The sequence below is a fragment of the Marilutibacter aestuarii genome (assembly GCF_006546775.1).
Lineage (GTDB): Bacteria > Pseudomonadota > Gammaproteobacteria > Xanthomonadales > Xanthomonadaceae > Marilutibacter > Marilutibacter aestuarii.
Map to the genome: position 1 here is coordinate 1 of NZ_VICE01000092.1, position 17,350 is coordinate 17,350.

Consider the following 17,350-nt stretch of genomic DNA (forward strand, 5'->3'; position numbering starts at 1 on the left):
CAGTGCCGGCGCGGTGGCGGGCGGGCGTGGCGGCTGGTACGCGCTTCAGGCCGCGCACGAAGCCACCGCCGGCATCGACGCCTACCGCGGTACCCGCAACGCCGATCCCGATCGCGACGGCTATCGCAACAGTTCGCTCACCGTCCAGGGCGGCTACCGCTTCGACGAACGCTGGGACGGCGACCTGCGCGTGTTCCAGGCCGAGGGCGAGAACGAATACGACGGCGGCCCGGCCAGCGAGTCCGGGTTCACCGAACGCGTCGTGGGCGCGCGCCTGCGCTACGCCCCGGGCACGCGCGCGACCTTCACCCTCAGCGCCGGCACCAGCGCCGACCTGAGCGAAAACTACTTCGACGGGGTGTTCAACTCGCGCTTCGACACCCGCCGCGCGCTCGGCGGCCTGCAGGCCGACCTGGGCCTGGGCAGCGGCCTGCTGACACTGGGCTTCGACTGGCAGCGCGACGAGGTCGAGAGCAGCGAGGACTACGCGCGCGACCGTCGCATCAACCGTGGCCTGTTCGGGCAGTGGCAGCAGGACTTCGGCGCGCAGTCGCTGCAGGCCAGCGTGCGCCGCGACGACGACGGCCAGTTCGGCGGCGAGACGACCGGCAGCGTGCTCTGGGGCTGGGATTTCGCCCGCGCCCTGCGCCTGACCGCGAGCTATGGCACCGGCTTCAAGGCGCCGACATTCAACGAGCTGTACTACCCCGGCTACGGCAATCCCGACCTGGGCCCGGAGACCTCCCGCAGCGTCGAACTGGGCCTGCGCGGCGAACCGGCCTGGGGCGAGTGGTCGCTGAACGCGTTCCAGACCCGCATCGACGACATGATCGCCTATGACGCGGACTTCGGTCCCTTCGGGGGGCCCAACAACATCGACCGCGCCCGCATCCGCGGCCTCGAAGCGGTGGTCGATACCGTGGTGGCCGGCTGGGACCTGCGCGGCAGTGCGACCTGGCTGGACCCGGAGAACGACGCCGACAGCGCCGGCAAGGTGCTGCCGCGCCGCGCCCGGCAAAGCGCGCGCATCGACCTGGACCGCCGCTTCGGCGCCTTCAGCGGCGGCGCCTCGCTGACCGCCGCGGGCGAGCGCTACGACAACCTGGCCAATACCCGCCGCATGGGCGGATACGGGCTCTTCGACCTGCGCGTGGGCTATGCCCTGGCCGAGGCCTGGGAGCTGCGCCTGTCGGTCGACAACGTGTTCGACAAGTCCTACGAAACAGCGATGTTCTACAACCAGCCCGGCCGGACCTGGTTGCTGGGCCTGCGCTGGCATCCCGCCCGCTGAGCGGGCTGCACCCCCTTCCACTACAACGAGGTCTGCCATGAAACCGCTGTCCAACCCGATGAACCTGGGCCTGTTCGCGGCGTTCTCCGCCCTGATGGTCGCCACGCGCTTCCATCATTTCGGCGATGCGCTGCACCTGCCCGATGCGTCGATGGCGCTGTTCTTCCTCGGCGGCCTGTACCTGCGCCGGCACTGGCAGTTCGTCGCGATGCTGGCACTGGCCGTGGCGATCGACTGGGCGGCGGTGTCGCTGGCTGGCGTCAGCGACTTCTGCATCACCCCGGCCTATGCGTTCCTGCTGCCGGCCTATGCAGTGCTGTGGTACGGCGGTCGCCTGTACAGCCCCCGGCTGGCGGCGGGCAACCAGGCGCTGTGGGGCGCGGCGGCGGTCGGGCTGGTCGCGGCGGGCCTGTCGTTCCTGGTCTCCAACGGCGCGTTCTACTGGCTCGGCGGCCGCTATGCCGAGCCGCACTTCGCCGAGTACGTCGCGCGCCTGTGGCAATGGGGCCCGCTCTTCGTGCGCACCACGATGATCTACGTCGTCGTCGCGCTGGTCGTGCACGCGGGCCTGGCCCGGTTCCGCCACGGCCAGCGCGCATCCGGTACCGTCTGAACCCTGGGAGAAACGCATGGCCATCGTGAACGACACCGCATCGTCCCTTCCCGTCGCCTCGACACGCGACCAGTGGGCCGTCGGGCTCGCCCTGGCAGCCCTGATGGTCGCCACCCGCGGGCAGCATTTCGCCAGCGTCGACGCGCTGCCGAGCGCCTCATGGGCGATCTTCTTCCTGGCCGGGGCGCTGCTGCGGCCGATGTGGACGCTGCCGGCCTTCTTCGTGCTGTCGACCGTGCTCGACCTGGGCAGCTATGCGGCAGGGACCATCACCGACTGGTGCCTGTCGCCGGCGTACTGGGCGCTTGCGCTCGCCTACGCCAGCCTGTGGCTGGGCGGACGCGTGTATCGCGGCCTGCATCGGGACGGATGGCGCGACATCCCGCGCCTGGCGGTCGTCCTGCTGGTCACCGGCAGCGTGGCCTACCTGCTGTCGAAGGGCGGTTACTGGTTCTTCTCGGGGCGCTACCCCGAGCCCGACCTGCAGGGCTTCATCGCCCGCATCCCGGCCTACTATCCGCGGGCACTGGGCACGCTGGCCGGTTACGTCGGCGCGGCCTTCGCGCTGCGCGCGATCTGGCGCGCCGTCCTGCGGTCGGCCGCCATGGGCGAGGCACGCTCGTGAGCCGGGGCTCGGAACGCCTGGGGCGGACCGAGGAGGCGCACTACCGCGAGCGCGCGCAGCGCAAGAAGGCGCTGGTTGACCGGCGCATCGCGCGGGCCACGATCGACCGCGGCGTGCTGGTGGTGAACACCGGCAACGGCAAGGGCAAGAGTTCGTCGGGCTTCGGCATGCTCGCGCGCTCGCTGGGCCATGGCTTCAACTGCGGCGTGGTGCAGTTCATCAAGGGCAGTTTCACCACCGGCGAGGACCTGTTCTTCCGCCGTTTCGGCGAGGCCTTCGCCGATCGCCTGGAGTACCACGTCATGGGCGAGGGGTTCACCTGGGAAACCCAGGACCGCGAGCGCGACGTCGCCGCGGCCATGGCCGCCTGGGACGTCGCCGCGCGCATGCTCGCCGATCCGGCATTCGACTTCGTGCTGCTGGACGAACTCAACATCGCCCTCAACAAGGACTACGTGCCGCTCGAGGCCGTGCTCGCCGCCGTCGCCGCGCGACCCGAGCGCCAGCACGTCGTCATCACCGGGCGCGGCGCGCCCGAGGCGCTGGTGGACGCCGCCGACACGGTCACCGAGATGCGCCTGGTCAAGCACGCCTTCAAGGCCGGCATCAAGGCCCAGCACGGGATCGAGCTGTGAACCAGGCGGCGTCCCGGCGGTGCCCGGCCTTGCTGGTCTCGGCGCCGGCGTCGGGGCAGGGCAAGACCAGCGTGACCGCGGCGCTCGCCCGCTGGCATGCCCGCCAGGGCCGCCGGGTGCGCGTGTTCAAGACCGGTCCCGACTTCCTCGACCCGATGGTGCTCGAACGCGCCTCCGGCGCGCCGGTCCCGCAGCTCGACCTTTGGATGTGCGGCGAAGCCGACGTGCGTGCGCGCCTGCATGAAGCCGCGGCCGCGGCCGACCTGATCCTGGTCGAGGGCGTGATGGGCCTGTTCGACGGCACGCCCTCCAGCGCCGACCTGGCGACCGCGCTGGGCCTGCCGGTGCTCGCGGTGATCGACGGCGCGGCGATGGCGCAGACCTTCGGTGCGCTGGCGACCGGACTGGCGCGCTATCGCGACGGCCTGCACGTGCACGGGGTGGCGGCCAACCGCATCGGCAGCGCCCATCACGCGAAGTTGTTGCGCGAGAGCCTGCCGCCGGACCTGCACTGGCTGGGCGCGCTGCCGCGCGATCCGGGCATCGCGCTTCCAGAACGCCACCTGGGCCTGGTCGCGGCAGGCGAGCTGGAAGACCTGGACGCCCGGCTCGACGCGCTGGCCGACGCCTGGGGCGGGCATGCCGCCACCACGCTGCCGCCCGCGGTCGAGTTCGCATCCGCCGAGCGCATGCCCGTGCCGCGCACGCTTGCCGGCCAGCGCATCGCGATCGCCCGCGACGCCGCGTTCTGTTTCCTCTATCCGGCCAACCTCGAACTGCTGCGCGAGGCGGGCGCCGAGCTGTGCTTCTTCTCGCCGCTGGCAGGCGACGCGCTGCCTGCATGCGACGCGGCCTGGTTGCCCGGCGGATATCCGGAACTGCACATGGACGCGCTGTCGGCGAACACGGGGCTGCACCGCGACCTGCATGCCCACCGCGACGCCGGCAAGCCGCTGCTCGCCGAGTGCGGCGGGTTGCTGTTCGCCCTGGATCGACTCGTCGATCGAGACGGCGCGGCCGCCACCATGGCCGGCTTGCTGCCGGGCGAGGCCACGATGCAGAAGCGCTTCGCCGCCCTGGGCATGCAGGAAGTCGACCTGCCCTCCGGTCGCCTGCGGGGCCACAGCTTCCACTACGCGCGCGCGGAGATCGCAGCGACGCCGTGGACACGGGCACGCAATCCGAATGGCGGTCCGACCGCCGAGGCGGTCTACCGTGATCGCGCGATGACGGCGAGCTTCGTGCACCTGTACTTCGCCTCCGATCCGGTCGCGGCGACCGACCTGTTCCGGCCATGAGCGGCCTGCCCATCCTGGTGGCGATGACGGTGGCGCTCGCGCTCGATGCCCTGTTCGGCGAGCCGCGGCGGTGGCATCCGCTGGTCGGCTTCGGGCGCTGGGCGCGTCAGGTCGAACGCGCCCTGTACGACGATGCGCGTGCCCGTGGCCTGCTGGCCTGGGCGCTGGCCGTACTGCCCCCGCTCACGGCGGTCAGTGCGCTGTCGCTGCTCGCCGGGTGGGCCGGTGCCTGGATGGCCGCGTGCGTGGACGCCGCCTGCCTGTACTTCGCGCTGGGGCTGCGCAGCCTGGGCGAACACGCGCGACCGGTCGCGAGTGCCCTCGAAGAGGGGCGCCTCGACGACGCGCGCTCGGCGGTCGGGCGCATGGTCAGTCGCGATACCGGCGCCCTCGATGCGACGGGCGTCGCCGCGGCGGCGACCGAATCGGTGCTGGAGAATGGCAACGACGCCGTGTTCGGCGCGCTGTTCTGGTGCCTGCTGCTCGGTGGCCCGGGCGTGGTGCTGTACCGGTTGGCCAATACCCTGGACGCCACCTGGGGCTACCAGACGCCGCGGCTGGCGCGCTTTGGATGGGCGGCCGCGCGCATCGACGACGTCATGAACTGGATCCCCGCGCGCTTGACCGCCTTGTCCTATGCCCTGCTCGGGCGCACGCGCGGCGCGCTGCACTGCTGGCGCCGGCAGGCGCCGGCCTGGGACAGCCCGAATGCCGGGCCGGTCATGGCGGCCGGTGCGGGCGCCCTTGGGGTGCGGCTCGGCGGACCGGCGCCCTACCACGGGCGCTGGGAAGAACGGCCGCGCCTGGGCGAGGGCGCGCCCGCCGATGCGGCGACGATCTCCGCGGCCCTGCGCCTGGTCCGCCGTACGACCGGGCTGTGGTGGCTGGCGACGGCCGCCGCCGTGCTGCTGTCCGTACTCGTGGGAGGGCATGCGCATGCTTGAGCACGGAGGGCGCCTGCAGCGCGCCGCGCGCCAACATGGCATCGACCCGTCGGCGTGGCTGGACCTGTCCACCGGCATCAGCCCCTTCGCCTGGCCGGTGCCGCCGGTGCCGCCAGCGGCCTGGCAGCGGCTGCCCGAGGACGATGACGGGCTGGAGGCCATCGCATGCCGCTACTACGGCGCGCCCCGCGTGCTGCCTGTGGCCGGTTCGCAGGCCGCGATCCAGGCCTTGCCGCGCCTGCGCGGACCGTCGCGTGTCGGCGTGATCCTGCCCGGATATGCCGAGCACGCGCATGCCTGGCGCCAGGCCGGGCACGAAGTCGAACGCCTGCCGGCGCCGCGGCTGCTCGAGGACGCCGCTCGCTTCGACGTGATCGTGCTGATCCATCCCAACAACCCCGGCGGCGAGCGCTTCGGGCGCGAAGCGCTCCTCGCGCTGCATGCGCGGCTGGCCGGGCGCGGCGGCTGGCTGGTGGTCGACGAGGCCTTCATGGACGCCACGCCCGGACACTCCCTCTGTGCCGACAGCGACCGCGAAGGCCTGGTCGTCCTCCGATCGGTGGGCAAGTTCTTCGGCCTGGCCGGAGCGCGCGCCGGCTTCGCGTGTGCGTCGCCGGCGCTGCTGGCGCCGTTGCGCGAGCGGCTCGGCCCATGGACGCTCACCGGCCCCGGCCGATACGTGCTGGCACGCGCGCTGGCCGACGTCGACTGGCAGTCCAGGGCGCGCGAATGGCTGGTCGCCCAGGGAGAGCGGCTCGAGGCCTGCCTGCACGCCCACGGCCTTGACGACGGCGGCGGCACGGCCTTCTTCCAGTGGCGCCGGCACCCGCGCGCGTCGGCGCTGCACGAAGCGCTGGCCCGTCGCGCGGTGCTCACGCGCCTGTTCGATGCGGACGAAGCCGGCGCCGACAGCCTGCGCCTGGGCCTGCCCGCGGATGCCGCCGGTCTCGAACGCCTGGATCGCGCGCTCAGCGACGCGCTGCGCGAGGTCGCGCCGTGAGCGCGCGCGTGCTGATGGTGCAGGGCTGCACCTCCGACGCCGGCAAGAGCACCCTGGTCGCCGCGCTGTGCCGCTGGCTGCACCGGCGCGGCGTCAGGGTGGCCCCGTTCAAGCCGCAGAACATGGCGCTCAACGCCGCGGTCACCGCCGACGGCGGCGAGATCGGGCGCGCGCAGGCGGTGCAGGCGCAGGCTTGCGGCCTGGCGCCACGCACCGACTTCAACCCGGTGCTGCTCAAGCCCAGCAGCGACAAGGGCGCGCAGGTGATCCTGCACGGGCGCGCGATCGGTCAGATGGACGCGGTCGGCTACCACGACTACAAGCGCGTCGCGAAAGCGGCGGTGCTGGCCTCTCACCAGCGCCTGGTCGATGCATTCGACGCGGTGGTCGTGGAAGGCGCGGGCAGCCCGGCCGAGATCAATTTGCGCGCCAACGACATCGCCAACATGGGCTATGCCGAGGCGGTCGACTGTCCGGTCGTGCTCATCGCCGACATCGACCGCGGTGGCGTGTTCGCGCACCTGGTGGGCACCCTGGCCCTGCTCTCGGAGAGCGAGCGCGCCCGCGTGCAGGGCTTCGTGATCAACCGCTTCCGCGGCGACATCGCCCTCCTGCAGCCGGGCCTTGACTGGCTGGAACGCGAAACCGGCAAGCCGGTGCTGGGCGTGCTGCCCTGGCTGCATGGCCTGCACCTGGAGGCGGAGGACGCGCTGCCGCGCGAGCACGCCGACAAGCCCGGGGCGACATTGCGGGTCGTGGTGCCGGCATTGCCGCGCATCAGCAACCACACCGATTTCGACGCGCTGCGCGCGCATCCCCAGGTCGACCTGCGTTTCCTCGGGCCGGGCGAGGCCTTCCCGCCCTGCGACCTCGTCGTGCTGCCCGGCAGCAAGGCCACCCGCGCTGACCTCGCGTGGCTGCGCGAGCAGGGCTGGGACGCCGCGATCGCCCGCCACCTGCGCTATGGCGGCAGGCTCATCGGCATCTGCGGCGGCCTGCAGATGCTCGGGCGCGCCGTCCACGACCCGCACGGCATCGAAGGCGATGCGGGCTCCAGCGAGGCGCTGGGCTGGCTGGACTTCGAGACCACGCTCCAGCGGGACAAACAACTGCGCGAGGCCAGCGGCCATCTTTCGATCGAAGGCGTCGAGGTCCGCGGCTACGAAATCCATTGCGGCAGCAGCGAAGGCCCCGCGCTCGCGCGCCCGCTGGCGATCCTGTCGGACGGCCGCGGCGACGGTGCGCTATCGGACGACGGCCGCATCCTGGGCACCTACCTGCACGGCCTGTTCGACACGCCCGACACACTCGCCGCGCTGCTGCGCTGGGCCGGGCTCCAGGACGCGCGGCCACTGGACATGGCGGCGCTGCGCGAGGCGGCGCTCGAACGCCTGGCCGACGCGGTCGAAGCCCATCTCGATACCGGGCGCCTGTCGGTACTGCTCGGGGAGGCGCCATGCGCAGCCTGATCCTCGGTGGCGCCCGATCGGGCAAGAGTGCGCTCGCCGAGCGCCTGGCGTCGGCGAGCGGCGCGCCGGTGACCTACATCGCGACCGGGCAGGCCGGCGATGCCGAAATGGCCGCGCGCATCGCCCACCATCGCGCGCGGCGGCCCACGGACTGGGCCTGCGTGGAGGAACCCCTGGCGCTGGCCGGGGCCCTGCGCCGGCACGCCGCGCCCGACCGTTGCCTGCTGGTCGACTGCCTGACCCTGTGGCTGGGCAACCTGTTGATCGATCCGGATCCGACCTGCTTCGAGCGCGAACGATCGGCCCTGCTGGAGCAGGTCCCAACGCTACCCGGTGCGCTGTTGATGGTCAGCAACGAAGTCGGCATGGGCGTGGTGCCGATGGGCGCGCTGAGCCGGCGCTTCGTCGACGAGGCCGGCCGGCTGCACCAGGACCTGGCGCAGCGCTGCGAACGCGTGCTCTTCGTTGTCGCCGGCTTGCCGATGGCCCTCAAGGGCACGCTCGAACCCTTTCCGATGGAGTCCGCCGGATGAGCGATATTTTCGATCCCACCCGCCCGGCCGCGCGCGTCGACACCGGCGCGGCGGAAGCGGCCCGCCTGCGCCAGGCCCGCCTGACCAAGCCGCCCGGTTCGCTCGGGCGGCTGGAGGACGCGGCCATCGCCCTGGCGGGCCTGCAGGGCAGGCCCCTGCCCACGCTGGAGCGCGTGTGGATCAGTGTCTTCGCCGCCGACCATGGCGTCGCCGCGGAAGGCGTGTCGGCATTCCCGCAGGCGGTGACCGGCGAGATGGTGCGCAACTTCGCCGGCGGCGGGGCGGCGATCAGCGTGCTCGCGCGACAGCTCGGTGCAACGCTCGACGTCGTGCACCTGGGCAGCGTCAACGATCCTGGCGCGATCGACGGCGTGCGACGCGATTGGATCGCGCCGATGACGGCGAACTTCTGCGCAGGGCCCGCGATGAGCGAGCTGCAGCTGCGCACCGCCCTGGAGGCGGGCGCCGCGAGCGTCGCGCTGGCGCGTGCCGCCGGCGCCGAGTTGTTCATCGGCGGCGAGATGGGCATCGCCAACACCACGTCGGCCACCGCACTGGCCTGCGCCTTGCTCGATGCCGCGCCCGCCGAGCTGGCCGGCGCGGGTACCGGCCTGGACGCCGCCGGTATCCGCCACAAGATCCGCGTGGTCGAACGCGGCCTGCAACGGCACGCCGGCGCGGCCACCGCGATGGAACGCCTGCGCTGCCTCGGCGGCTTCGAGATCGCGGCCCTGTCCGGCGCCTGCATCGCGGCCGCGCAGGCGGGCCTGCCGGTGCTGGTCGACGGCTTCATCGGCACCGCTGCCGCGCTGGCGGCGGTCCAGGCCAATGCCGGCGTGCGCGACTGGCTGCTGTTCTCGCACCGCTCGCGCGAGCACGGCCATGCGCGCCTGCTCGACGCGTTGCAGGCGCGGCCGCTGCTCGACCTCGACATGCGCCTGGGCGAGGCCAGCGGTGCCGCCACCGCGGTGCCACTGCTGCGACTGGCCTGCGCGCTTCATGCGGAGATGGCGACGTTCGAACAGGCGGGCGTGTCGGCGTCATGAGTGTCCCGCAGGCCCGCATCGACCTGCTTCGACATGGCGACACCGGCCACGCCAGTTTCCGTGGCCAGCTCGACGATCCCCTGACCGGACTCGGCTGGCGGCAATTGCGGGCCGCCGTCATCGACGGCGAGTGGGACGTCGTGGTGTCCTCGCCACTGCGCCGCTGCGCGGACTTCGCGCGGGTCCACGCGGCAGCGCACGACCTGCCGCTGCAGCTGGATCCGCGCCTGGCCGAATACCGGTTCGGCGACTGGGAAGGCGTGCCGATGCAGGTGCTGGCCGACACCCAGGGCGAGGCGCTGGGCCGCTTCTGGGCCGATCCCGTTCGTTTCCCGCCGCCGGGTGCGGAATCGATCGACGCATTTGCCCGGCGCCTGGCCGGGGCGCTTGATGCCATCGCGGCCGACCACGCAGGACAGCGCGTGCTCGTGCCCACCCACGGCGGCGCGATCCGGTTGCTGCGATGCCTGGCCGAGGGCCGGCCGCTGTGCGCGATGAGCGACTACGAAGTCGGCCATGCGTCGCTGCATCGGCTGGACTGGGCGGCCCGCCCGGCCGTTCCGGGGCCGGCGTGATGCGCGGCCTGTGGGTGGCAATCGGCTTCCTGACCCGCATCCCGGTGCCGGCCTCGGCCTTCGCGGCGCCCGATGGCCAGGCGCGCTCGCTGCCCTGGTATCCCCTGGTCGGAGTGGGGTTGGGCGTGCTCCTGTCCCTCCTGGCCGCGTGCCTGCCCGCATCGATGCCGCAGCTTGCCGCCAGCCTCGTGCTGCTGGCCTGGGTGGGCCTGACCGGCGGCCTGCACCTGGACGGCCTGGCCGACAGCGCCGATGCCTGGATCGGCGGCCTGGGCGATCGCGCGCGCACGCTGGCGATCATGAAGGATCCACGCAGCGGCCCCGCGGGCGTGGTGGCCCTCGTGCTGGTGCTGCTGCTGAAATTCGCGGCGCTGTCGAGCCTGCTGGCGCTGCCATCCGGCAGCGTCTGCTTCGCCGTCGGGTCCTTGGGGCTGCTGCTGGCGCCGTGGCTGGCACGGGCAGCGCTGGCCGCCGCGTTGCTTGCGGTGCCCTACGTGCGCGACGGCGGTATCGGCCAGGCCCTGCCGCGGGCCTCGCGGCCGGCCTGCCACCTTGCCCTTTCACTGACCGTGCTGGCCTGCCTGTTGCCGGCCCTGGGCCTGCCGGGCGTCCCGGTGGCCTGGCTCATGCCCACCCTGGTCGCCCTGCTCGCGGCCGCGGCGATCACGGGGCTCTGGCTGCGGGCCTGCCTCGCGCGCATCGGCGGGATCACCGGCGACACCTGCGGCGCGTTGGCGGAGATGGTCGAGGCCGGCGTGCTGGTCGCCGTGGCGCTCGCCCTGGCCTGAGCGCGGCGGCCGTCAGGTCGCCCCGCTGGCGGGCGGGAGGTGGCGTTCGCCGCGGAAGGCGGGCGTGGCCATCACCATCTCCGCGAGGCTGTGCGCCAGCTCGCGCTCGGCCATGACCGCGCCGTCCGCGCCATGTTCGAGCAGGTGCTTGACCTCGTTGTCGCTGTGCGCCCGCGCGACGATCGTCAACGCCGGGTTGACCCGGCGCAGCGTCGCGATGATTTCCCCGGCTTCGAGCACGTTGGGGATCGCCAGCATGACCGTGTTCGCACGCTCCGGATGCGCCTCGGCGAGCACGATGTCGTTGGCCGCGTTGCCGCGGATCGACGGCAGGCCGGCCTCGCGCGAGTGGCGGACCAGGTCCTCGTCGCGGTCGATCACCACCAGCGAGATCCCCTGCGCCACCAGCAGGCGGCCCAGCTCGCTGCCGACCCGCCCGAATCCGATCAGGATCACGTGGTCGGAGAGGTCGTTCGGGATCGGCGGTTCCACCTTCGGCACGGTGCTGCGCTCCTCGCTGTCGGCCAAACGCTGTTCGCGCCGGTGCATCCAGCCGAACAGCAGGGGGTTGATCACGATCGAGATCAGCGCGCCGGCCAGGATCAGGTCCTGGCCGTCCTGTGTCAGCAGGTCCAGCTGCAGGCCCAGGCCGGCGAGGATGAAGGAGAACTCGCCGATCTGCGCCAGGCTGGCGGTGATCGTCAGCGCGGTGGCGTTCGACTTGCCCATCACGCGCGCGATCGAATACACCGCGAAGGACTTGACCACGATGATGATGAACACCGTGGCGAGCACCTCCATCGGCCGCTCGAAGATGATCCATGGGTCGAACAGCATGCCCACGGAGACGAAGAACAGCACCGCGAAGGCGTCGCGCAGCGGCAGCGTCTCGGTGGCGGCCTTGTGGCTGAACTCCGACTCGTTGAGCAGCATGCCGGCGAAGAACGCGCCCAGCGCGAACGACACCCCGAACATCTCCGCCGAGCCGAAGGCCACGCCCAGCGCGATCGCCAGCACGCATAGCGTGAACAGCTCGCGCGAACCGGTGCCCGCCACGCGCTCCAGGATCCACGGGATCACCCGCCGGCCGATCAGGAACATGAAGGCCAGGAAGGCGCCCATCTTGATCGCCACCCGGGTCAGCACGTAGACCACGGAAGGCGTGTCCTCGCCGCCGGTGCCGCGCAGCACGTCGGCGAAGGCGGGGATCAGCACCAGCGCCAGGACCATCGCCACGTCTTCCACGATGACCCAGCCGATGGCGATCCGGCCCTTCTCGCTCTCCATCAGGCGCCGCTCCTCGAGCGAGCGCAGCAGCACCACCGTACTGGCGACCGACAGCGACAGGCCGAAGATGATGCCGGCCCCCGCGGGCCAGCCCAGCATGTGCCCGAAGCCCCAGCCGATGAGCATCGTGAAGCCGATGCGCAGCAGCGCGCCCGGTACCGCGATCGCCTTGACCTCCAGCAGGTCGCGCAGCGAGAAGTGCAGGCCGACGCCGAACATCAGCAGGATCACGCCGATCTCGGCCAGCTGTGGCGCCAGTTGCTGGTCGGCGACGAAGCCCGGCGTGAACGGCCCGACCACCACGCCGGCCAGCAGGTAGCCGACCAGGGGCGACATGCGCAGCCGGTGGGCGAGGGCGCCGAAGATGAAGGCGACCACGAACGCGCCGACGAGCAGGATGATCAGGGAGGTGTGGTGCACTCGGGCTCCGGGCGGGGTGGGGGAGGGGCGGTCCGCGCCGGTTGGGCGGATCGGGCTTCACAAACCCGAACATAGTGGCAGATGCCGCATGGACGCCGGATCAACGCGGCGGGAAACCGTCGCGGCGCTTACAATGCGCGCCATGATTGCCTTTCGAGATTTCGCCCTGCGCCGGGGCGAGCGCCTGCTGTTGTCCAAAGTCGACCTGGCCCTGCACGCGGGCTGGCGGGTCGGCGTGATCGGCCGCAACGGCACCGGCAAGTCGTCGCTCTTCGCCGCCATCCGTGGCGAGGTCGAGGCCGACCGCGGCGACATCGACGTGCCCACGCGCGTGCGGATCGCCAGCGTCGCGCAGGAGACCCCGGCCCTGGACGACACCGCCCTGGACTTCGTGCTGTCGGGCGACGCCGAGGTGCATGCGGCCATCCAGGCCGAGGCCAATGCCTTCGCCAACGAGGACTGGGAGGCGGTGGCCGAAGCCCACCAGCGCCTGGAGGCGCTCAACGGCTACGATGCCGGCGCCCGCGCCGGCAAGCTGCTGCATGGCCTGGGCTTCACGCCCGATACCCACGACCGCCCGGTCAAGGCCTTTTCCGGCGGCTGGCGCGTGCGCCTGAACCTGGCCCGTGCGCTGATGACGCCCAGCGACCTGCTGCTGCTCGACGAGCCGACCAACCACCTCGACCTCGACGCGGTCCTGTGGCTGGAGCAGTGGCTGCTGAAGTATCCCGGCACCCTGCTGCTGATCAGCCACGACCGCGAGTTCCTCGACGGCCTGTCGACCCATACCCTGCACCTGCACGACGGCACCGCCAAGCTCTACACCGGCGACTACACCGCGTTCGAGCGGCAACGTGCCGAGCACCTGCGCCAGCAGCAGATCGCGCACGACAAGGAGCAGGCCGAGCGGGCGCACCTGCAGAGCTTCATCGACCGGTTCAAGGCCAAGGCCAGCAAGGCCAAGCAGGCGCAGAGCCGGGTCAAGCGGCTGGAGAAGCTGGCCGGCACCGAGGCCGTGCGCGTGGAGCGCGCGCTGCGGATCGAATTCCCGGCCCCGGACAAGCTGCCGCATGCCCTGTTGCGCCTGGCCGACGCCGACTGCGGCTATCGCACTCCGGCAGGCGAGGCGCGGATCCTCGACCAGGTCGGCTTCATCCTGGAAGCAGGCGACCGCGTGGCCCTGCTCGGCCCCAACGGTGCCGGCAAGTCGACCCTGGTCAAGTCGCTGGTGGGGGAGCTCGACCTGCTGGCGGGTGAACGCAGCAGCCACCCCGACCTGCGCATCGGCTACTTCGCCCAGCACACCGTCGAGTCCCTGCGCGAGGGCGCGAGCCCGATCGACCACCTGGCCGACATCGCCCCCGGCGTCGCCACCCAGCCGTTGCGCGACTTCCTCGGCAAGTGGAGCTTCCCGGGCAATCGCGCCTTTGAATCGGTCGACAGCTTCTCCGGCGGCGAGCGCGCGCGCCTGGCGCTGGCGCTGATCGCCTGGCGCAAGCCCAACGTGCTGCTCCTGGACGAACCGACCAACCACCTCGACCTGGACATGCGCGAGGCGCTGGCCGAGGCGCTGGCCGACTTCGACGGCGCGATCGTGCTGGTCAGCCACGACCGCCACCTCATCGGCCTGGTCTGCGAGACGTTCTGGCGCGTCGCCGATGGGCACGCCCAGCCCTTCGATGGCGACCTGGACGCCTACGCGGCCTGGCTGCGGACGCGCGATGCCTCGGCCGACGGCAAGGCCGGCGGCAAGCGCAAGACGGCAGCCGAACCGGCGCCGGCCGCGAAGCCGGCCGGCAAGACGCGCAAGGCCAACCCGGTCAAGCTGGCGCAGGCGGAATCGCGGGTGGCCGAACTCGATGCCCGGGTGAAGGCGCTGGACGCCGCACTCGCCGATCCCGGCAGCTACGACGCCGGTGGCGAGCGCCTGGCCCGGCTGACCCGCGAACGCGAGGCCGCGGCCGCCGAACTGGCCGAGGCGGAAGCCGAATGGCTGTCGCTGTACGATGCCGCCTGAGCATCACGCGGCGTCGGGTATAGTGCCGCGCCATGTGATGCCGGTCTCATAACCGGTCCATTTCGATGCCTCGTGGCGGTCGCGCGCGACCGCCGCCCGAACCGGGATCCGGATGCGAAACGAACTGATCTACCTGGTGCTGATCTTCGGCCTGCTGGTGGTGCCCCGCGCGCTGCAGCGCTTCAAGATTCCTGCGCCGCTGACCTGCCTGCTGTTCGGCGTCGGCGCGATGCTCGCCTGGGGCGACCAGTCCCACGACCCCCTGGTGGGCTGGCTGGCGACCCTGGGCATCTCCTCGCTGTTCCTGTTCGCCGGCCTGGAGGTCGATCCGGCGCAGCTGCGCAAGGGGCTGTGGCCGCTGCTGGCGCACCTGGGCATCCGGACCGTCACCCTCAGCGTCGCCGCGTGGCTGGCCTGGCGCTACCTGGACCTGGACTGGCGGCCGGCGACGCTGCTCGCGCTCGCCCTGCTGACGCCCTCGACCGGCTTCATCCTCGACACGCTCGAACGCCTGGGCCTCGACGAGGCCGAACGCTTCTGGGTGACCAGCAAGGCGATCGCCGGCGAACTGTTCGCCCTGATCGTGCTGTTCGTGGTGCTGCAGGCCAACGATCCGGTGCACCTGGGCCTGTCCTCGCTGGCGCTGGTGGCGATGATCGTCGGCCTGCCGCTGATCTTCATCGCGCTCGGACGCTGGGTGGTGCCGCACGCGCCGGGTTCGGAGTTCTCGCTGCTGGTCATGGTGGGCCTGGTCGCGGCGTTCGCCACCGCCAAGCTCGGCGTGTACTACCTGGTCGGCGCCTTCGTCGCGGGCCTGATCGCGCGCCTGCTGCGCATCCGCATGCCGCGCCTGGCCTCGACCCAGAACCTGCACGCGGTAAGGCTGTTCGCGACGTTCTTCGTACCGTTCTACTTCTTCAACTCCGGCACCAAGGTGCCCGAGGGCGCGCTCAGCTGGGAGGCCCTGGGCATGGGCCTGGCGCTCACCGCCGCGGTCCTCCCGTTCCGGATCGGCACCATCTGGCTGCAACGCCGCTTCATGTTCGGCGAGGACCACGCCAGCAGCCTGCGCGTGTCGATCTCGCTGGCGCCGACGCTGATCTTCACCCTGGTGCTCGCCGGGATCCTGCGCGATCGCTTTGCCTTGTCGGACGCGCTGTTCGGCGCCCTGCTGCTGTACACCACGCTGACCACGATCCTGCCTTCGCTGGTGATGCGCGCGCCCTTCGACGTCGACCCGATGGACGTGCGGCGCAAGCCCGCGGCGCACCCCGAGGACGCGATCAAGAGCGACCATGCCAATGGCGCGGCGAAGGACAGCCGGCCCGCGAGTTGAGCGCGCCGCACCCGTGCCCCGGGTTTGACCGCATGCCGCCGCTCGTGTTTCGGTAAAAGGCGGCTCTGGCACGGAACACCGAATGGGCGCGCTGCACACGCTCGATTACGTCGTACTGGCGGCGTACCTCCTGGTCCTGGTCGTGGTCTGCGCGCGCGTCGCGCGGCGCAGCCCCGACGCCGATGACCTCTTCCTCGCCGGCCGCAGCCTCGGCGCGGGCGTGGTGGGGCTGTCGCTGTTCGCGTCGAACATCTCCTCGACCACGCTGATCGGCCTGCCCGGCGCGGCCTGGTCGTCCGGCATCGCGGTGGCCAACTACGAGTGGATGGCCGCGCTCGTGTTGCTGTTCTCCGCGCTATTCGTGGTACCCAAGCTGCTCGGCAACCGCCTGACCACGGTGCCGGAACTGCTGGAGAGGCGTTTCGACCCGCGCCTGCGCACCTACCTGTCGGCGGTCAGCGTCTTCCTGTCGATCGTGCTCGACACCGCCGGCAGCCTGTACGCGGGCGCGATCGTGCTGAAGGTCTTCTTCCCGATGCTGCCGCTGGGCCTGACCATCGCCACCATCGCGGTGTTCGCCGGGCTGTACACCGCCGCGGGCGGCCTGCGCGCGGTGGTGTACACCGACGCGCTGCAGGCGATCGTGCTGCTGGCGGGCTCGGCGGTGCTGGCGACGCTGGTGTTCGCCGAGTTCGACTACTCGTGGCAGCGCGTGGTCGAGGCCGTGCCGCCGGACCACATGTCGCTCATCCGCCCGCTCGACGATCCCGACCTGCCCTGGCTGGGCACCCTGGTCGGCCTGCCGGTCCTGGGCTTCTTCTACTGGACGATGAACCAGTACGTCAGCCAGCGCCTGCTCGGCGCGCGCAGCGTCGACGCGGCGGGCTGGGGGGCGGTGCTGGCGGCGGTGCTGAAGCTGCTGCCGCTGTTCCTGATGGTGATGCCCGGCGCGATGGCCGTGGCCCTGCTGCCCGACCTGCAGCGCGGCGACGAGGTCTTCGCGCGGCTGCTCGCCGAGTACGCGCCGGTGGGCGTGGCCGGGCTCGTGCTGGCCGGGTTGCTGGCGGCGATCATGTCCAGCGTGGACTCGGCGCTGAACTCCGCGTCCACCCTGGTCACGGTGGACTTCGTGCAACCGCGGCGCCCCGGTCTGGACGCGCGTGCGCTGGCACGCATCGGCCGCGGCGTGACCCTGCTGCTGATGGTGCTGGCGGCGCTCTGGGCGCCGATGATCGACCGGTTCCCCGGCTTGTTCGCCTACCTGCAGCAAACCTTCGCCTACGTCACCCCGCCGCTGGTCGCCGTGTTCGTGATGGGCCTGTGGTGGAAGCGCCTCTCGGCCGGCCCGGCCCTGCGTGCGCTGGTGACCGGGCACGTGGCCAGCGCCGCGTGGTTCGTCGCCACCCAGCTGGGCTGGCTCGACCTGCACTTCACCATCGTCGCCGGGGTGCTGTTGGCACTGACGGTGCTGGC

General features: G+C 71.8%; 16 protein-coding genes. 15 read left to right on the forward strand and 1 reads right to left on the reverse strand.

What is annotated here, in order from left to right:
- The 12 genes from FKV25_RS09765 to FKV25_RS09820 form a co-directional block, all read left to right on the forward strand.
- On the forward strand, positions 1-1,291 hold a 1,291-nt coding region (locus FKV25_RS09765; RefSeq protein WP_141518614.1), incomplete at its 5' end, for a TonB-dependent receptor domain-containing protein.
- A 37-nt stretch (positions 1,292-1,328) separates the two neighbouring features.
- Positions 1,329-1,904, forward strand: coding sequence for a hypothetical protein (locus tag FKV25_RS09770; protein WP_141518615.1), 576 nt, complete (start codon positions 1,329-1,331; stop codon positions 1,902-1,904).
- A 16-nt stretch (positions 1,905-1,920) separates the two neighbouring features.
- Positions 1,921-2,529 (forward strand): hypothetical protein, encoded by a 609-nt coding sequence (locus FKV25_RS09775; RefSeq protein WP_141518616.1) that lies wholly within the window; start codon positions 1,921-1,923, stop codon positions 2,527-2,529.
- A 17-nt stretch (positions 2,530-2,546) separates the two neighbouring features.
- Entirely contained in the window at positions 2,547-3,164 is a 618-nt protein-coding gene (gene cobO, locus FKV25_RS09780; protein ID WP_141518628.1) for a cob(I)yrinic acid a,c-diamide adenosyltransferase, read from the forward strand.
- On the forward strand, positions 3,161-4,462 hold the full coding sequence (locus tag FKV25_RS09785; protein ID WP_246072042.1) for a cobyrinic acid a,c-diamide synthase CobB: 1,302 nt from the start codon (positions 3,161-3,163) through the stop codon (positions 4,460-4,462). The genes cobO and FKV25_RS09785 overlap by 4 nt, the downstream gene beginning before the upstream one ends.
- Entirely contained in the window at positions 4,459-5,406 is a 948-nt protein-coding gene (cbiB, locus tag FKV25_RS09790; RefSeq protein WP_141518617.1) for an adenosylcobinamide-phosphate synthase CbiB, read from the forward strand. The genes FKV25_RS09785 and cbiB overlap by 4 nt, the downstream gene beginning before the upstream one ends.
- Positions 5,399-6,406, forward strand: coding sequence for a threonine-phosphate decarboxylase CobD (cobD, locus tag FKV25_RS09795; RefSeq protein ID WP_141518618.1), 1,008 nt, complete (start codon positions 5,399-5,401; stop codon positions 6,404-6,406). Before cbiB ends, cobD begins: the two co-directional genes overlap by 8 nt.
- Positions 6,403-7,875 (forward strand): cobyric acid synthase, encoded by a 1,473-nt coding sequence (locus FKV25_RS09800; RefSeq protein ID WP_141518619.1) that lies wholly within the window; start codon positions 6,403-6,405, stop codon positions 7,873-7,875. Before cobD ends, FKV25_RS09800 begins: the two co-directional genes overlap by 4 nt.
- Complete coding sequence (gene cobU / locus FKV25_RS09805) at positions 7,863-8,408, forward strand: bifunctional adenosylcobinamide kinase/adenosylcobinamide-phosphate guanylyltransferase (RefSeq protein WP_141518620.1); 546 nt, start codon at positions 7,863-7,865, stop codon at positions 8,406-8,408. Before FKV25_RS09800 ends, cobU begins: the two co-directional genes overlap by 13 nt.
- Positions 8,405-9,454 carry a nicotinate-nucleotide--dimethylbenzimidazole phosphoribosyltransferase gene (cobT, locus tag FKV25_RS09810; protein WP_141518621.1) on the forward strand — a complete coding sequence of 350 codons (1,050 nt, stop codon included), beginning with the start codon at positions 8,405-8,407 and terminating at the stop codon, positions 9,452-9,454. The genes cobU and cobT overlap by 4 nt, the downstream gene beginning before the upstream one ends.
- Entirely contained in the window at positions 9,451-10,029 is a 579-nt protein-coding gene (locus tag FKV25_RS09815) for a histidine phosphatase family protein (protein WP_141518622.1), read from the forward strand. Before cobT ends, FKV25_RS09815 begins: the two co-directional genes overlap by 4 nt.
- Positions 10,026-10,817 carry an adenosylcobinamide-GDP ribazoletransferase gene (locus FKV25_RS09820; protein WP_141518623.1) on the forward strand — a complete coding sequence of 264 codons (792 nt, stop codon included), beginning with the start codon at positions 10,026-10,028 and terminating at the stop codon, positions 10,815-10,817. Before FKV25_RS09815 ends, FKV25_RS09820 begins: the two co-directional genes overlap by 4 nt.
- A 12-nt stretch (positions 10,818-10,829) precedes the next feature.
- Here the strand turns inward: FKV25_RS09820 and ybaL are convergent, their stop codons facing one another.
- On the reverse strand, positions 10,830-12,524 hold the full coding sequence (ybaL, locus tag FKV25_RS09825; RefSeq protein WP_141518624.1) for a YbaL family putative K(+) efflux transporter: 1,695 nt from the start codon (positions 12,522-12,524) through the stop codon (positions 10,830-10,832).
- 142 nt (positions 12,525-12,666) lie between these two features.
- On the opposite strand from ybaL, the gene FKV25_RS09830 reads away from it, so the two are divergent.
- The 3 genes from FKV25_RS09830 to FKV25_RS09840 all read left to right on the forward strand — a co-directional run.
- Entirely contained in the window at positions 12,667-14,541 is a 1,875-nt protein-coding gene (locus FKV25_RS09830) for an ABC-F family ATP-binding cassette domain-containing protein (RefSeq protein ID WP_141518625.1), read from the forward strand.
- Positions 14,542-14,653: 112 nt separating this feature from the next.
- Positions 14,654-15,877, forward strand: coding sequence for a cation:proton antiporter (locus tag FKV25_RS09835; protein WP_141518626.1), 1,224 nt, complete (start codon positions 14,654-14,656; stop codon positions 15,875-15,877).
- An 82-nt stretch (positions 15,878-15,959) separates the two neighbouring features.
- A partial coding sequence (locus tag FKV25_RS09840; RefSeq protein WP_141518627.1) for a sodium:solute symporter family transporter occupies positions 15,960-17,350 on the forward strand: 1,391 nt, incomplete at its 3' end.